This window comes from Spiroplasma endosymbiont of Zeiraphera isertana, from assembly GCF_964030805.1.
Taxonomy (GTDB): Bacteria; Bacillota_I; Bacilli_A; order Mycoplasmatales; family VBWQ01; genus Spiroplasma_E.
The window spans coordinates 1,957,641-1,973,221 of the sequence record NZ_OZ034965.1 but is presented as its reverse complement, the minus strand read 5'-3'; the positions used below and the strand labels follow the sequence as shown (position 1 = coordinate 1,973,221).

Here is a 15,581-nt window from a genome sequence, read left to right as displayed (position 1 = left end):
AAAATTTAATAGATTCATTAGAATGAATTGAGAAAGAACAGCGAATTTTAATGAAGAACATAAATTAATTATTGAATTAAAAAAGGCTTTTCTCCCTTTATGTACTATTTTTAAATTTTATCACATAAATGCTGAGAAAAGCCTATCTACGGACTTCTCCCCACATTTTTAAATCAAACATAACATTACAGTTTCAAAACTAGGTATATTGTTGAATTTATATGCCGATTCTTTTGCGTATAAATGAACATGATGTTTTTCAACTTTGATATGTGTTTTAAATGTTCGTCTGATGTGCTTTCATGCCGATTCAATCTGGTTTATGTTTACACCAGTTTTTGAAACATAACCATCTTGATGGTTAACTGTTTCATGCTTAGTGAAAACTGATTTAAAATGGCGATATCCTTTTCAAGAATCAGTATGTACATCACACTTTGAAGAAATGTGGTTTCTTGCAAATTGCAAAAGATTTTTTTGATTTGCATTTTTCAACACTTTCACAATTAAATTATTGGTTGTTTTTTCATAAATCCCAACAATCAAAGTTTTATTTTTTAAGGATCTTCCTTGTTTTTTAAAACCCATATGTGAAAGATACATTTCATCCATTTGCACTATGCCCTCAACAATGAATTGAGGTTCTTGTTTTGCAATTGCACTTCGGATTTTATGACCCATTCTTCAAGCAGTTTTCAAAGTTACTCCCAATTCTTTTGCAACATCAGTTGATGGAATTCCATGTTTGGTGTTTATTCATCTAAAGATGAGATAAAACCAAGATGTCAAAGGTGTTTGTGACTTGTAAAAAATGGTGTCATGAAGAATACTAAATGTTTGATGACATTTCAAACATCTTATTCTTCTTAAATCAGAAGTATTCAAATTTGTTCAAGAACACCTCATACATTTGTTTTCCTTCAAACTTGCTATATATTTCAAACAATCTTTTTCTGTTTGAAATATATTGTTGAACTCATTCAATTTCATTGTTTCCTCCACAAGTACATGCGGGGAGAAGTCCGTTAAAAAATATAGTTAAAGAATCATTTCCAGAGCAATATTTTGAAATTATAAAATTTAAACAAGAACAAGCACGAATTAATTTTGATTACTTTTTTCCTGAATTAAAAATTCCTGATAATGCGATTAATTTTTGAAAACAAATTATACAAGAAGAAAATCTAGAACAGTTTTTATCGGTAGAGTGAAAAGAAAAAATGAGGCTTTTATGTAATCTGTGTATCTTTGTTTTACAAGGTACTAGTTTAGATTAATTCTGTCTTCAAATTTTATCATAAAATGAGCAATTGCTGTATTTCAATTTTGAATGGGCATGGTTCATTTTTTTGTTATATTTTCAATTGCTAAGTAGGTAATGTTTAGTAATCTGTGTAACTTACAAAAATAACTATGTTTAATTAATTATAGTAAATATAATTAAATGACTAGAAAGAGTGAGTTACAAATGGTTAAAAAACAAAACATTAATAATAATGATCCAATATCACGAGCAGTAGATTTATTACTAGAAAATATTGAAGATTTAACAACAGTTTTTAAAGAAGAAGGTTTATATAAAGAATTAACAAAAAGATTAGTGGAAAAAATGTTGAATTCTGAAATGCAAAATTATTTAGGATATGAAAAAAATCAACATAGTAATAGTGAAAATGCTCTTAATGGCATAACTTCAAAAAAATTAATAACTCAAGAAGGTAAAATTGAAATTGATGTACCACGAGATCGTAATAGTAATTTTACTCCTGTAATAGTGCCAAAAAGACAAAGAAGATTTGATGGTTTTGATCAACAAGTTCTTTCACTATATGCAAAAGGTATGACAGTATCTGACATTAGAATGCAGTTGCAAGAGTTATATCATGGTGCAGATATTAGTGAAAGTGTTATTAGTCAAATTACTGATGATGTTATTGATGATGTCAAAGCATGGCAAAATCGTCCATTAGAAATTATTTTTAATTTTCAAAAAAACTCTTGATGAAATAAAAAAAATAATCAACCTGGCCTAAAATTTGATTTTATTTAATTTTGGGATTTATTTTTTTTACAAACTGAAATATAATGCTTCGGATTTTGCATAAGGTGATATTTTATAATGTTGGTATTTAAATTTTCATAAATTGAGGTAATTTTGAATATTGGTAAATCCAATGCCATGATAATGAGTAATAAATTCTTTTACACTTGATTGTATTTTACTGATATTACTTAAATTTTTATAATTTAATTCTTTATTTTCTTTTGATTTAAATTTCTTGAGAGTACATTTTGTTTGTTTAGCTACTGTATCATATAGTATTTGCATATCACAAACTATAATTGATTTTTCTTCGATAAGCTTAGATGTTAAATTTTCTTGTACTCTTTTTTTTGTTAATCTTTTAGTATTTGTTGTTTGAGCATAAATATTTTTATTTTCATCAATTGCCATTTCAATACAACAGTTTAAATCTTTAGCATTTTCTTCAATTCATTTTTTTCTTGGATCATCTGGATTTTTGAAATTTCCTTTATGAATGTCTTTGATAAAAGTTTCATCAATTTCAATTCTACCTTTTAATTTTGTGAATGGTTTTTGTGTTTTTGCTAATTGTGATGATTTCATAAATTTTTGACGATTAAATCATGCTGATGTTTTTGAAATTTTAGCAAATTGAGAAATAGTATAAGCAGATTGACCTAACAATGACAATCAAATTATTCAATCTCATTGTTCATGAGATAAATGACTTCAATGTAAAAAATGATTTCTTAAAGCATCAAAGCTACTTTTACAATCTTTGCATAAATATTTTTGCTTATTATTCTTAAAACCATTTTTTACACATCAATAAGATTTACAATTTGGACATTGAATTCCTTTTTCTTTAAATTTTTTATCAATTGCATCTAATTTTTCTTTTTTTTCAATTTGTTTAATTCTATTTTTAAAATGTCTAATAATTTTTATAAATTCTTCATCTTTTTTGTTTTTTAAAACATCAATTAATTCATTATTAGTCACAAAAAATCACCCCCGATATAAAAATATTACTTTTAATTTAAAATTAAAAGTAATATCAAGATTTTTTGTGAAAATTAAAAGAAATTATTTATCCGATTGTTTATTTTGATTGTATAGTAGTTAAAGTACGACAAGATAAACGGATTATTAACAAATCGGTTTATATAGCACTAGGAGTTGATTTAGAAGGTAAAAAAGATGTTTTAGGTTTATGAATTAGTGAAAATGAAGGTTCTAAATTTTGATTATCTAATTTTACAGAAATGAAAAATCGAGGCTTAAATGATATTCTTATTGCTTGTAGTGATAATTTAACAGGCATGTCAGAAGCAATACAATCAGTTTATCCTAAAACCGAACATCAATTATGCATAGTTCATCAAATTAGAAATAGTTTAAAATATGTTTCATACAAACATCGAAAATCTCTAGTTACAGATTTAAAACCAATTTATAGTGCATGTAGTGAAGAACAAGCAATGCAAGCTTTAGAATCGTTTGAAAATAAATGAAATAAACAATATCCTCAAATTACTAAACATTACCTATTAATAATAAAAAATGCCAATTAAAGGCATTTTTATTTAAAATAATTTCTAAAATAAACTTAAGATTAAAAAATCTATACATTTTTATTATAAAATATTAATATATAAAATTCAATAAAAATTACTTATATATAAAATAAGTAATTTTTTTATTTTATAAATTATTATAACTATAATCTCAATTTAATGAAGCATTATCATAATTTAATGGTACTTCACTCATATCATCACTACCATAATTACTTGCATTATCATTTACTAATCTTGCTTGTTCATTTGTAAATGCTGTTTCTTGCATTTCTTCAATATGATTTGTAGTTTCCATAGGTAGTAAATTATGGATTATTTCACTTGCACCCGCAACAATAGTTGGAACTGCATAAGCATTATTAAAATTATTATTAATACCCATAGCAACACCACTACTAATCAAACAACCACCAGTAGCCATATTTGCTATTTTACGTATAGTTTCAAATTTACTTGGTATTAATTCAGTAATTCCAGCAACTAAATTTGCAATACCATATGAGTTAAGACTAATAAATGTATCTCAATCCATTAAATGATTATCATTATTATTAGTAGTACTTAATAATAAATCTGGTGGGAATGGGTCAATAGTAGTAGTTATTGGACTTTCAGTTGGATTATGATTAATATCTGCATTAGTAAATTTAGCATAATTCACCAATCCAATTGTTCCTAAACCTAAAATAATTTTTTTAGAACTATTTAATAATTTAGTTTTATAAGATGGTCTTTGATTTAAATTTCAAATATCAATTCCTAATTTTTTACTAAATAACAAAGCATTTATTGAACCTAATACTCGATTTCCTATTAACTGACCATAGTAGGCAGAAGTGCCTATCATTGCTGATAATGGACTTATTCCCATTCTTATTAATTTTAATAAAGTATAATTTGATTGTGAATTTTCTGTATTTGGCATTTTCTATTCTCTTTTTATAAATTTAAATTTCATATGTCCAATAGTATCTCTATTATTACCAACTATAATTAAATATCCAGTTTGATTATTTTCTAAAATTCATGAATAAAAAATATCTTGTGGATATAATTTTGGATATAAATTTAATGCTAATAAATAACATAAAGCATCTTCTTTATTTTTTAATAATTCTACTGTTCGACATTTTATTTCTTTAGGACTTTTTTCATTAGACTTGGTGCCAAATTTTTAATTTTAACAATTTAACGATTATTATTAATATTAAAGGTGATAGTTATTATGTTGAAAAAATATAAAGATGATCAAGAATTTTATAGTTTAGTCGGCATAAAGCCACAAACATTTTATAAAATGCTTGAAATTTTAAAAATTGCTGAGTCTAAACAAAAATATTATGGTGGTAGAAAAAATAAAATTGTAATTGAAGAGCGTTTATTAATGACTTTAGAATATTGAAAAGACTATAGTAGTTATAGAGTTATTGCAAAAAGATATAATATTAGTCATACTAGTTGCATTCGTAATATTTTTTGAATTGAAAATATTTTAATAAAAAGCGGAATTTTTAATTTACCTTGAAAAAAAGATTTAACAAAAAATAAAGGTACTAATAATAATTTGTTAGCTATTGATGCTACTGAAAATCCAATTGAAAGAATTAAAAAAGGAAATTATCCCCACATGTACTAGTGTGGAGGAAAAAATGAATGGAAATGAATTCAATAGCATATTTCAAACTGAAAACGATTGTTTGAAATATATAGCGAAGTTGAAAATAATGAAATGCATCAGATGTGCTTCTTCTAGTTTGAATACTTCTGATTTGAGAAGAATACGATGTTTGAACTGTAACCAAACATTTAGTATTCTTTATGGAACCATTTTTTATAAGTCACAAACCCAAATGACATCTTGGTTTTATCTCATCTTTAGATGAATAAACACAAAGCATGGCATACCAGCAACCGATGTTGCAAGGGAATTGAGTGTTACCTATAAAACAGCTTGAAGAATGTGTCATGAAATCAGGACTAGAATTGGAAATCAAGATGCAGGTTTCATTCTTGATGGCACAGCACAGATGGATGAAATGTATCTTTCACATTTAGGTTTTAAAAAACAAGGAAGATCCTTGTTGAATAAAACTTTGATTGTTGGAGTTTATGAGAAAACCAGCAACAAACTAATTGTGAAGGTGCTGAAAAATGCAGATGAAAAAAACCTTTTAAGATTTGCATTGAAACACATTTTTACTGAGTGCTGTCTATTTACGGATTATTGGAAGGGATATGTAAGTTTCAAAAACTTCTATCCCAAACATGAAATCGTAAATCATGAAGTTGGGTATGTGTCACCAACGGGTGTAAACACAAACCAGATTGAATCAGCATGAAAGCACATCCGACGAACTTTCCGAACACACATAAGAGTTTCAAAGCACAATATTCATTTATATGCAAAAGAATCAGCATATAAATTCAATAACATACCTAGTTTTGAAACTGTAATTTTGTGTTTGATTTAAATACATGCGGGGATAATTTCCTAGGTGGGCTTTTATCTCCATTTATGTGATAAAATTTAAAAATAGTACATAAAGGGATAAAATCCATAAATTTAAATTATTATGTAAAGAATTAAATATTGTGATTACACATGAAGATATATTAACAACTGATAGAAAAATAAATTATTTAGATACCAAAGAAGTAGAAATAACTTATTTTAAAAGATATACAATTATTGATTTAGATAATGATAAAGAAATTAAATATTTTGGATAGGTTAAACTTTATTGGACACTAATTACGTAGACAAGCGAACAAATTAGTTAAAAGAAAGGAACTATAATTATGGCCAATATTAACTCATATACCGACGCATTTAAGAAACAAATAGTAGCTTTATATCAAAGTGGTAAGTCAGTGTCTTGTCTTGCTAAAGAGTACAATGTTACAAGAGCAGCTACTTATAATTGAATTAAGCAATTTACTAATTCAGGTAGTTTTAAATCTAAAGATAATCGTTCTGTTGAAGAAAATGAATTAATTAAATTAAGAAAAGAATTAAAACAGTTACGAATGGAAAATGATATTTTAAAGCAAGCAGCACTAATAATAGGCAGAAAATAGAGATTATTATCAATAATAAATGTAAATATAAAATTCGTACAATGTGTCGTTTTTTAAAGCTCTCTAAATCAACATATTATTTTAATTTCAAGAAAAAAGAAAAAAATCAAAATAATATGTATGATGAAGCTGTTATTAGTGCTTTTAAAGAAAATAAAGAAATTTATGGCACAAGAAGATTAAAAGTCATATTAGAAAACCAAGAAATTTATTTATCAAGACGAAAAATTAAAGAAATTATGAATAAACATAATTTAATATCAAAATACACTAAATTAAGACACAAAAATCATCATAATAAAGTCAATGATAGTCAAATAACTAATCTTGTTAATAGAAACTTTAAGAATAGGATTAAAAATGAAGTTATTGTTAGTGATTTAACTTATGTTCAAGTAAATGGTAAGTGAAACTATATTTGTTTATTAATAGACCTATTTAACCGCGAAATTATTGGACATAGTGTAGGCACTAAAAAAGATGCATCATTAGTATATGAAGCATTTATGCAATCAAATCGCTGTTTAAAAGATATTCAAATATTTCATAGCGATCGAGGTAATGAATTTAATAATAAAATTATTGATAAACTTTTACTAGCATTCAATATTACTCGCTCTTTAAGCAAAAAAGGATGTCCTTATGACAATGCTGTTGCTGAAGCAACTTTTAAAACTTTCAAAACAGAATTTATTAATGATAAAAATTTTAGATCATTAATCCAATTAAAATTAGAATTATTTGATTACATCAATTGATACAACAACATAAGAATCCACAGCACTTTAAACTACTTAACTCCAGTTAATTATCAAAAACAAATGTCTACCAAAAAATAGTCCTAAAAAGGGTTGCCATTCCATAAAAATACATTGTCATGATGATTATGATAATAGTGTTATTACAAATGAAAATAATGAAATTGAAATTTATGAAATGTTTCATCAAAAATGTTGAGATGAAAAAATAAATTTTAAACCCACTAAACCAAAGAGCAAAAAATATAAAAAAATAATTTTTAAAAATAAACAAGACAAGTGAAACCAATTTAAAGAAAAACTTATTAAAGAAAAATCTTTGCGGTTTTTATATGATGAACTCGATTTGTGATGTAGTAATGATTATCAAGATAAAAAAAGAAAAAAAGTCTCATAACTAAGACATTATGAATAGTTTTGTATTTAAAATCAAAACATCGCTAAAAACAGCAAATATGAGCCAAATAAAGGCATATAACTAAAAAGGAGAAAAACATAATGATAAATTGAATAAAAGACAAGTGACAAGAAAATATTTTTCATAAAATTTGAATTTTTGCAATGATATGAAGTTGGAATGGCAACAAAAACAATATCTAATTTATTTTCAAACTTTGATGAAATGGCTAAAAAATTAGATGTTTCAAATGGTTCAATAATAATAGAATTATTAATTAATGAATTTGAACAAAAATAAATTAAAATATAAAATATATTGTGTATTGTATATTTTATAAACGAAGGGAAAAATCTCTATGCCTAAATATTTTACATTAGCAACTATTAATCCTTCTAAAGATACTATTATTTATAATAATGCTATTCAACGTTCTATTAAAGCGGGCATTATTTCTACAATTCCTAATTGTTCAAACAAATTATTACTTAATTTATTAAGTGGTGAAGAAATGGAAATTATCTTAAGTATCACACCTTTAGAATTAAATGAAAAATTAGTAAATTCGTTAGAAAAATTAATATTAAAACAAATTGACATAGTTAAAAATACACCAACAACCCAAGGTTTAGAACAAGGTAATTATTATGAAAAAAATCCTGGAAGTATTAAAGCTACAATAGCAAGTTTACTTTATAAATGAGACCAAGATTTAGCAAGCAAAAAAATTTCAATATTAGATTTAGCAATAGATTTAATGATTAGATTAGTTAGAGGGCATTTTTTATCAAATGGTAATAAGAGATTGGGTATTATCTCTTTTGGAGCCTTTTTAGCCTCTGTTGGATTATATTTGAAATGAAGTAATAATAAAGTACAATATCTTAATAACTGAGAAAAAATAATGATTCAAATTGCGGAAGGAAAAATTTCAAAAGATATTGAAGAAATTAAAGAAAAATTAAATTTAACAAAAATATTTGAGGAATCAATTTATTTAAGTATAAAATGAATTGAAGTTTAAAAATTAAAGGAGAAACAAATAATGGCTAAACAAAAAAAATATGATAATAAAATTTCATTATCACAAAAGACAAACAAGACTTTTGAACTAGATCAATTATTTGCAAACGGAACAGAAGTTAATAAAAATAATCATTTTATTCAAGAATTATCAAAAAGACTAGTTGATAAATAAAATTGATTTTCTAACAGTTCAAGCATTATTATCAATAGATTTAATTTTATTTATTAAACTATCGTCGCCTTTTCCATCAATGATAATTACTGTTTGATTCAATTTATATACAAGTTGATTTATTATTGATAATGCTGTTGTAGTTTTTCCAATACCAGTAGTACCGATCAATAAAGTGTGTTGAGTTAAATTAGATTTTATTAAACCAATTTTATTGTCTAACATGACTAAATTATTTGGTGGAATTTTTTTAAATTCTTGTACTATTTTCTTTTCTTTTTTCTTTTGTTCATAGCTAAACATATCAAAGTTTTTTCATTTTTGATAAAAAATAAAAGAAGAAAAAATCAGCGTAATTAAAGTAGCAATAATTGCAGAAATATTGAAACAAATATCTTCTTCAAATGCTATTGAAAAATTATTTCAATTAACAGATTTTAGTTTTATACCAGCATAAGCAATAGCAACAACAATGTTAATTAAACAAATCAAAAAAATGAAAGTTAAAAACATTGCAAATAGTATTAAAACTATTTTTTCAAATTTATTCATTTTTGTAAATCATTGTTTTATTTTATTCATAACTTTAATTGTAAAAGGAAATTATCCCCACATGTACTAGTGTGGAGGAAAAAATGAATTGAAATGAATTCAATAGCATATTTCAAACTGAAAACGATTGTTTGAAATATACAGCGAAGTTGAAAATAATGAAATGCATCAGGTGTGCTTCTTCTGGTTTGAATACTTCTGATTTGAGAAGAATACGATGTTTGAACTGTAACCAAACATTTAGTAGACTTGGTGCAAAACCTTTAATTTTAACAATTTAACGATTATTATTAATATTAAAGGTGATAGTTATTATGTTGAAAAAATATAAAGATGATCAAGAATTTTATAGTTTAGTCGGCATAAAGCCACAAACATTTTATAAAATGCTTGAAATTTTAAAAATTGCTGAGTCTAAACAAAAATATTATGGTGGTAGAAAAAATAAAATTGTAATTGAAGAGCGTTTATTAATGACTTTAGAATATTGAAAAGACTATAGTAGTTATAGAGTTATTGCAAAAAGATATAATATTAGTCATACTAGTTGCATTCGTAATATTTTTTGAATTGAAAATATTTTAATAAAAAGCGGAATTTTTAATTTACCTGGAAAAAAAGATTTAACAAAAAATAAAGGTACTAATAATAATTTGTTAGCTATTGATGCTACTGAAACTCCAATTGAAAGAATTAAAAAAAACTAAAATTACTTTTTTCAGGTAAAAAGAAACATCATTCTCTCAAATCCCAAATAATTATTGATATTTCCAATGGAAAAATTATTTCAACTGCTTTTTGTTTTGGAAGCATTCATGATTTTAAATTGCTTCTAAAATCTAAAACTTTTATTCATCCAGAAAAACAAGTTTTTGTTGATTCAGGTTATCAAGGTATACAAAATATTCATAAAAATACATTTTTGCCATTTAAAAAAAGTAAATACAATCAATTAACACCAATTCAAAAAGAATACAATAAAACTTTAAGTAAAATTAGAATTAAAATTGAACACGTATTTGCTAAACTAAAACGTTTTAAAATTTTAAGTTTAAAATATCGCAATAAAATACGAAGATTTGCATTAAGATTTAATTTAATAGCAGGAATATATAATTTTGAATTACCTTAGTTTTGCACCAAGTCTATTGTTGTTCGGTTTGAAAAACGTTGTTGAACTCATTAAATTTCATTTGTTCCTCCCACGCGTACATGTGGGGAGAAATCCGATAATTAATTTTTCAAGAAAAATTAAAAAATTTTTATAACACTTATTTTATTATTGATTTTTAGTTATTAATATTTTTTTGAAAAAATAATTTAAAAATAAATTTATTTTTAAAACACAAAAATTGTTAATAATATTTTTTATATTAACCTATCTAATAACTAAAATTGTAAAAATAGTTGATTTAATAACTTTTTTTTACTTTAATGGTTTTATTTTATTAAAAATTTCACAAAGTAAGTTAAATCTCAAATACATAAGTCTAAATTTTGATTTTCTACATTTATTTACTAAAATTTTAAATCTTTTCAATCAAGCAAAGACATGTTCAACTTTAATTCTAATTTTAGATACAATTTTATTATATTTTTTTTCTTGTTTATTTAATTTTTTATTTTTAGTTTTTTTAATTGGTATTATTGTATTTTCATAAATATTTTGTATACCTTGATATCCTAAATCACCAATAATTATTGTTTTTTCTGAAAATTCAAGATTGAAATTTTTTAATATTTGAAAATCATGAACTTTGCCGTTATCAGCAAAAATATCAACAATTTTTTTTATTAAACAAATCATATATAATTTGAAATTTTATAGAATACATTCAACTTTTACCAGAAAAATATTATCTAATATAAATTTTAAAATCAATTATGCAAGAAGTCTAATAAATTGTTCTTATTATGATTGAACATCTAGAATAAAGTAGTATTTGAACAAATACTTATTATTGACGTCAAAAACAAGCTTATGAAGAACTTATTGCAGAAATCATATAAAATAATAATATACATTAAATTTAAGGGGGTAAAAAATATGAAAAAATTACTAAGTATTTTAGGAGCAATGATTTTAATCGGAACAATAAGTACTAGCGTTATTGCTTGTAATGGTGGAGACAAACCATCGCCAACTCCAGTTCCGCCAGTTCAACCAGAATTTCAAAAAGTTTCTGGTTGAACTGAGACTAATGGTGCAATTGTTAGTTTAGTAAATGTTAATAATGATTTATATGCAGGAACCAAAACTGCTGATGATAAAGGTAAATTATTTAAAATTACTAGTGCAGGTACAGTTAGTGAAATTACTAATTGAACTGAGACTAATGGTGCAATTGTTAGTTTAGTAAATGTTAATAATGATTTATATGCAGGAACTGTAACTGATATAAATGGTAATAAAGGTAAATTATTTAAAATTACTAGTGCAGGTACAGTTAGTGAAATTACTAATTGAACTGAGAATAATGGTGCAATTGTTAGTTTAGTAAATGTTAATAATGATTTATATGCAGGAACTGTAACTGATATAAATGGTAATAAAGGTAAATTATTTAAAATTACTAGTGCAGGTACAGTTAGTGAAATTACTAATTGAACTAAGACTAATGGTGCAATTTTTAGTTTAGTAAATGTTAATAATGATTTATATGCAGGAACCAAAACCGCTAATTATAAAGGTAAATTATTTAAAATCACTAGTGCAGGTACAGTTAGTGAAATTACTAATTGAACTGAGAATAATGGTGCAATTGTTAGTTTAGTAAATGTTAATAATGATTTATATGCAGGAACCAAAACCGCTAATTATAAAGGTAAATTATTTAAAATCACTAGTGCAGGTACAGTTAGTGAAATTACTAATTGAACTGAGAATAATGGTGCAATTGTTAGTTTAGTAAATGTTAATAATGATTTATATGCAGGAACATGAACTGCTAATTATAAAGGTAAATTATTTAAAATTACTGGTGCAGGTACAGTTAGTGAAATTACTAATTGAACTGAGAATAATGGTGCAATTGTTAGTTTAGTAAATGTTAATAATGATTTATATGCAGGAACATGAACTGCTAATAATAAAGGAAATTTATATGTTAAATCGTAAGGTAATGTTTAGTGAAGTAAAGGGTCACCCCTAAGTTTCAATAATTATCCTCTAGTGAAAAAGTAATTGAAATAATCTTAGAACCCGTTTGGAATCTTTTAGAAAATAATGTAAACGGGTTCTTAAACCATCAAGTTTGTCTTCAAATCGTTTGATGGTTTTTCTAGTTCTTTCAAGTTCAATGATCATATCTTTGTCTTCATAATGAACTAGTAAATCAGGATATCCTTTTTCTCTTGGGCTTTCTGATTTAAGCTCTTTTTCAGTTTGATAGGAAATTATGTCATTTTGTTGTGCTAGTCATTTGATAAGTAAATCTTGATGTTGTAATTCGTTATAATTAATTCTTATAGATGTACTTGCTTTACCTAATTTTCAGTTTCCTAGACTTGAAAGCATGAAATGGCAACACTTTTTTACTAAATGAAATTTTAGAAATTGAAAAAGATTTTGTTTTAAAAACTTTTAAAGAAAATTCAAGTTTGTAAACAATAGACATATTCCGTAATTAAATTTTTTAAAAGTCAAGTCATTTTTTAAATAAAAATTAACATTAAAAATGTTTAATATTTTATTTTTTAAAAATTTTATGAAAATATTTTTAAATTATTTTTAATAAATTATTAATTTTTTGCAAATAAATAATAAGATAAGTGTTATAAAAATATTAAGATTTTGATTGACAAATAAACCATTTTAATTACGGAATATGTCTAAACTAAATTAAATCAATATGAAAACATCTGCCAAAAACTTTCAGAACATATGTAAAAATTGCAAAACATCATGTTTATTTATTTATATGCAAAGGAAGCTGAATATCAATTCAACAAAAAAACTTAGTTTTGAAACTGTAATGTTGTGCTTGATTTAAAACTGTGGGGAGAAGTCCGTAGATAGGCTTTTCTCAGCACTTATGTCATTCAATTGAAGAAATAGTACATAAAGGGAGAAAAGCCATTTTTAATAAATAATTCGGATTTAAAACCTGAGTTGTAAATATAAATGGGACAGTTTTTTAAAATAATTGTATTAAATCTATTGGTCTTTTATAAGAGAGCGATTTTCTTTTAATTTTCAAAAAAACTCTTGATATTACTTTTAATTTAAAATTAAAAGTAATATTTTTATATCAGGGGTGATTTTTTGTGACTAATAATGAATTAATTGATGTTTTAAAAAACAAAAAAGATGAAGAATTTATAAAAATTATTAGACATTTTAAAAATAGAATTAAACAAATTGAGAAAAAAGAAAAATTAGATGCAATTGATAAAAAATTTAAAGAAAAAGGAATTCAATGTCCAAATTGTAAATCTTATTGATGTGTAAAAAATGGTTTTAAGAATAATAAGCAAAAATATTTATGCAAAGATTGTAAAAGTAGCTTTGATGCTTTAAGAAATCATTTTTTACATTGAAGTCATTTATCTCATGAACAATGAGATTGAATAATTTGATTGTCATTGTTAGGTCAATCTGCTTATACTATTTCTCAATTTGCTAAAATTTCAAAAACATCAGCATGATTTAATCGTCAAAAATTTATGAAATCATCACAATTAGCAAAAAAACAAAAACCATTCACAAAATTAAAAGGTAGAATTGAAATTGATGAAACTTTTATCAAAGAAATTCATAAAGGAAATTTCAAAAATACAGATGATCCAAGAAAAAAATGAATTGAAGAAAATGCTAAAGATTTAAACTGTTGTATTGAAATGGCAATTGATGAAAATAAAAATATTTATGCTCAAACAACAAATACTAAAAGATTAACAAAAAAATGAGTACAAGAAAATTTAACATCTAAGCTTATCGAAGAAAAATCAATTATAGTTTGTGATATGCAAATACTATATGATACAGTAGCTAAACAAACAAAATGTACTCTCAAGAAATTTAAATCAAAAGAAAATAAAGAATTAAATTATAAAAATTTAAGTAATATCAGTAAAATACAATCAAGTTTAAAAGAATTTATTACTCATTATCATGGCATTGGATTTACCAATATTCAAAATTACCTCAATTTATGAAAATTTAAATACCAACATTATAAAATATCACCTTATGCAAAATCTGAAGCATTATATTTCAGTTTGTAAAAAAAATAAATCCCAAAATTAAATAAAATAAAATTTTAGGCCAGGTTGATGATTTTTTTTATTTCATCAAGAGTTTTTTTGAAAATTAAAACGATTTTCTGGGTGTAGAATTAATTTGAAATGCTATAAAATTTAAATCTTTTTGTTTATATGAAGATAGATCTGTAGATTTTGGTAAATATCTTCTTAAAATACCATTATTTTTTTCATTTAAACCCCTTTGGCAAGGTTTACCAGGATCTGCAAAATAAATTTTGACATTACAAATTTTTTCGATTAATCTTCATTTACTAAATTCTTTACCACGATCAAAAGTAATGGTTTTAACTGTTCCTTTTTGTAACTTTGAAATAAATTTTATTAGACTTGGTGCAAAACTAAGGTAATTAAAAATTATATATTCCTGCTATTAAATTAAATCTTAATGCAAATCTTCGTATTTTATTGCGATATTTTAAACTTAAAATTTTAAAACGTTTTAGTTTAGCAAATACGTGTTTAATTTTAATTCTAATTTTACTTAAAGTTTTATTGTATTCTTTTTGAATTGGTGTTAATTGATTGTATTTACTTTTTTTAAATGGCAAAAATGTATTTTTATGAATATTTTGTATACCTTGATAACCTGAATCAACAAAAACTTGTTTTTCTGGATGAATAAAAGTTTTAGATTTTAGAAGCAATTTAAAATCATGAATGCTTCCAAAACAAAAAGCAGTTGAAATAATTTTTCCATTGGAAATATCAATAATTATTTGGGATTTGA

General features: G+C 24.1%; 19 protein-coding genes and 4 pseudogenes. 14 read left to right on the top strand and 9 right to left on the bottom strand.

Translation table 4 applies throughout. The annotated features are described in order from the left end of the window. Nucleotides 1-22 precede the first annotated feature (22 nt). On the top strand, nucleotides 23-172 hold the full coding sequence (locus AAHM78_RS13845; protein WP_342253579.1) for a hypothetical protein: 150 nt from the start codon (nucleotides 23-25) through the stop codon (nucleotides 170-172). Here the strand turns inward: AAHM78_RS13845 and AAHM78_RS13840 are convergent. Beyond that, nucleotides 169-990: an IS1595 family transposase gene (locus tag AAHM78_RS13840; RefSeq protein ID WP_342252843.1), complete on the bottom strand. Its 822-nt coding sequence runs from the start codon at nucleotides 988-990 to the stop codon at nucleotides 169-171. The genes AAHM78_RS13845 and AAHM78_RS13840 overlap by 4 nt on opposite strands. Between AAHM78_RS13840 and AAHM78_RS13835 the strand changes: the two genes are divergently transcribed. Beyond that, a complete protein-coding gene (locus AAHM78_RS13835) occupies nucleotides 990-1,277 on the top strand; it encodes a hypothetical protein (RefSeq protein WP_342253578.1) in 288 nt (95 codons plus the stop codon). The genes AAHM78_RS13840 and AAHM78_RS13835 overlap by 1 nt on opposite strands. On the opposite strand, the pseudogene AAHM78_RS17230 reads toward AAHM78_RS13835, so the two are convergent. Further along, nucleotides 1,264-1,389, bottom strand: a pseudogene (locus AAHM78_RS17230) (IS256 family transposase); the annotation flags it as partial. The gene AAHM78_RS13835 and the pseudogene AAHM78_RS17230 overlap by 14 nt on opposite strands. Before the next feature lie 79 nt (nucleotides 1,390-1,468). Here AAHM78_RS17230 and AAHM78_RS13830 point away from each other — a divergent pair. Then, a pseudogene (locus AAHM78_RS13830) lies at nucleotides 1,469-1,981 on the top strand (transposase); the annotation flags it as partial. 87 nt (nucleotides 1,982-2,068) lie between these two features. Here AAHM78_RS13830 and AAHM78_RS13825 read toward each other — a convergent pair. Next, the gene (locus AAHM78_RS13825; protein WP_342253576.1) at nucleotides 2,069-3,028 is read right to left on the bottom strand and encodes an IS1595 family transposase; all 960 of its coding nucleotides are present in this window, start codon (nucleotides 3,026-3,028) and stop codon (nucleotides 2,069-2,071) included. 80 nt (nucleotides 3,029-3,108) lie between these two features. Between AAHM78_RS13825 and AAHM78_RS13820 the strand changes: the two are divergent. Then, nucleotides 3,109-3,573: pseudogene (locus AAHM78_RS13820) on the top strand (IS256 family transposase); the annotation flags it as partial. A gap of 157 nt (nucleotides 3,574-3,730) precedes the next feature. On the opposite strand, the gene AAHM78_RS13815 reads toward AAHM78_RS13820, so the two are convergent. Beyond that, nucleotides 3,731-4,531 carry a hypothetical protein gene (locus AAHM78_RS13815; protein ID WP_342253575.1) on the bottom strand — a complete coding sequence of 267 codons (801 nt, stop codon included), beginning with the start codon at nucleotides 4,529-4,531 and terminating at the stop codon, nucleotides 3,731-3,733. A gap of 300 nt (nucleotides 4,532-4,831) precedes the next feature. On the opposite strand from AAHM78_RS13815, the gene AAHM78_RS13810 reads away from it, so the two are divergent. From AAHM78_RS13810 to AAHM78_RS13785, 6 genes are all read left to right on the top strand, one after another. Further along, nucleotides 4,832-5,242, top strand: a complete 411-nt coding sequence (locus tag AAHM78_RS13810) for a transposase family protein (RefSeq protein WP_342253574.1) — start codon at nucleotides 4,832-4,834, stop codon at nucleotides 5,240-5,242. A 118-nt stretch (nucleotides 5,243-5,360) separates the two neighbouring features. Next, nucleotides 5,361-6,077 (top strand): IS1595 family transposase, encoded by a 717-nt coding sequence (locus AAHM78_RS13805; protein ID WP_342253573.1) that lies wholly within the window; start codon nucleotides 5,361-5,363, stop codon nucleotides 6,075-6,077. A gap of 121 nt (nucleotides 6,078-6,198) precedes the next feature. Next, a complete protein-coding gene (locus AAHM78_RS13800) occupies nucleotides 6,199-6,336 on the top strand; it encodes a hypothetical protein (protein WP_342253572.1) in 138 nt (45 codons plus the stop codon). Between the two features lie 69 nt (nucleotides 6,337-6,405). Beyond that, nucleotides 6,406-7,523, top strand: a protein-coding gene (locus AAHM78_RS13795) for an IS3 family transposase (protein WP_342253571.1) whose coding sequence is annotated in 2 segments (ribosomal slippage) — nucleotides 6,406-6,649 and nucleotides 6,649-7,523 — 1,119 coding nt in all. Because the reading frame shifts where the segments join, the coding sequence is not laid out codon by codon here. A gap of 674 nt (nucleotides 7,524-8,197) precedes the next feature. Then, nucleotides 8,198-8,863, top strand: coding sequence for a Fic family protein (locus AAHM78_RS13790; RefSeq protein ID WP_342253570.1), 666 nt, complete (start codon nucleotides 8,198-8,200; stop codon nucleotides 8,861-8,863). A gap of 21 nt (nucleotides 8,864-8,884) precedes the next feature. Continuing rightward, on the top strand, nucleotides 8,885-9,037 hold the full coding sequence (locus tag AAHM78_RS13785; protein ID WP_281747989.1) for a hypothetical protein: 153 nt from the start codon (nucleotides 8,885-8,887) through the stop codon (nucleotides 9,035-9,037). On the opposite strand, the gene AAHM78_RS13780 is transcribed toward AAHM78_RS13785, so the two are convergent. Further along, nucleotides 9,023-9,589 carry a helicase HerA domain-containing protein gene (locus AAHM78_RS13780; RefSeq protein ID WP_342253569.1) on the bottom strand — a complete coding sequence of 189 codons (567 nt, stop codon included), beginning with the start codon at nucleotides 9,587-9,589 and terminating at the stop codon, nucleotides 9,023-9,025. The genes AAHM78_RS13785 and AAHM78_RS13780 overlap by 15 nt on opposite strands. Nucleotides 9,590-9,903: 314 nt before the next feature. Here AAHM78_RS13780 and AAHM78_RS13775 point away from each other — a divergent pair, with 314 nt between their 5' ends. Continuing rightward, nucleotides 9,904-10,296, top strand: coding sequence for a transposase family protein (locus AAHM78_RS13775; RefSeq protein WP_342252835.1), 393 nt, complete (start codon nucleotides 9,904-9,906; stop codon nucleotides 10,294-10,296). 50 nt (nucleotides 10,297-10,346) lie between these two features. After that, the gene (locus AAHM78_RS13770) at nucleotides 10,347-10,721 is read left to right on the top strand and encodes a transposase family protein (protein WP_342254611.1); all 375 of its coding nucleotides are present in this window, start codon (nucleotides 10,347-10,349) and stop codon (nucleotides 10,719-10,721) included. 294 nt (nucleotides 10,722-11,015) lie between these two features. On the opposite strand, the gene AAHM78_RS17225 is transcribed toward AAHM78_RS13770, so the two are convergent. Continuing rightward, nucleotides 11,016-11,396: a transposase family protein gene (locus tag AAHM78_RS17225; RefSeq protein ID WP_425289745.1), complete on the bottom strand. Its 381-nt coding sequence runs from the start codon at nucleotides 11,394-11,396 to the stop codon at nucleotides 11,016-11,018. A gap of 240 nt (nucleotides 11,397-11,636) precedes the next feature. Here AAHM78_RS17225 and AAHM78_RS13765 point away from each other — a divergent pair, with 240 nt between their 5' ends. Then, the gene (locus AAHM78_RS13765) at nucleotides 11,637-12,707 is read left to right on the top strand and encodes a lipoprotein (protein ID WP_342253568.1); all 1,071 of its coding nucleotides are present in this window, start codon (nucleotides 11,637-11,639) and stop codon (nucleotides 12,705-12,707) included. 51 nt (nucleotides 12,708-12,758) lie between these two features. Here AAHM78_RS13765 and AAHM78_RS13760 read toward each other — a convergent pair whose 3' ends face one another. Then, nucleotides 12,759-13,106 carry a hypothetical protein gene (locus AAHM78_RS13760; protein ID WP_342253567.1) on the bottom strand — a complete coding sequence of 116 codons (348 nt, stop codon included), beginning with the start codon at nucleotides 13,104-13,106 and terminating at the stop codon, nucleotides 12,759-12,761. A gap of 749 nt (nucleotides 13,107-13,855) precedes the next feature. Between AAHM78_RS13760 and AAHM78_RS13755 the strand changes: the two genes are divergently transcribed. Then, nucleotides 13,856-14,815, top strand: a complete 960-nt coding sequence (locus tag AAHM78_RS13755; protein WP_342253234.1) for an IS1595 family transposase — start codon at nucleotides 13,856-13,858, stop codon at nucleotides 14,813-14,815. Between the two features lie 35 nt (nucleotides 14,816-14,850). Here the strand turns inward: AAHM78_RS13755 and AAHM78_RS17220 are convergent. Further along, nucleotides 14,851-15,182 (bottom strand): annotated as a pseudogene (locus AAHM78_RS17220) (IS30 family transposase); the annotation flags it as partial. 19 nt (nucleotides 15,183-15,201) lie between these two features. Next, nucleotides 15,202-15,558 carry a transposase family protein gene (locus tag AAHM78_RS13745; protein ID WP_342255179.1) on the bottom strand — a complete coding sequence of 119 codons (357 nt, stop codon included), beginning with the start codon at nucleotides 15,556-15,558 and terminating at the stop codon, nucleotides 15,202-15,204. Between the last annotated feature and the right edge of the window lie 23 nt (nucleotides 15,559-15,581).